The organism is Stenotrophomonas sp. P5_B8 (assembly GCF_054049855.1).
In genome coordinates this window covers 1-518 of record NZ_JBFULO010000889.1, presented here as the reverse complement: position 1 = coordinate 518, position 518 = coordinate 1, and the positions used below count along the sequence as shown (strand labels likewise).

Genomic DNA, 518 nt, shown 5'->3' with positions numbered 1-518 from the left:
TCAGTGGCAAGCGTATGGCGGAAGGCATGGGAGCCAATGCCTTTTCCGAAGCCTAGCTCTTTCATATATTTGCCGAACTGATTGACGAATCCTTGGCTATAGCGGCCGTTGGGCTCTCCGGTCTCGCGACAGATGCCCGCTGACAGGTTGGGGAAGAGGCGAGGGTGCCCGCAAGCTTTGATGTCGGCTAAGAAGTCCAGGAAGCCTGCCTCAATCAGGCTGCTGTGGATGGGCACTTTGCGGACGGCACTCTTGCCTTTGAGCTTCTGCCGAGAGCGTTTGCCGGTGCTCCGCGCTAAATCTGCATCCACTGTCTTTTGGATCGAGAAGCACCAAACCCCTTGGTCCTGGACGATGTCGCTGGCTTTGAGCTGGGCAATCTCGTTGATGCGGGCACCTGTGTAGAGCGCGATCAGCGGACACCACAAACGGTGCGGATACTTTTTGGCCCACGGGATAAAGGTCTCAGGAGCAAAAATCTTCTGGATTTCCTCCTGGGAGAGCAGTCGCTCTGGCTC

General features: G+C 56.6%; 1 protein-coding gene. It reads right to left on the bottom strand.

Annotated elements, in window-relative coordinates; genetic code table 11:
• The coding region (locus tag ACXJKH_RS22025) for a site-specific integrase (RefSeq protein ID WP_457322573.1) at positions 1-518 on the bottom strand (518 nt) is incomplete at both ends.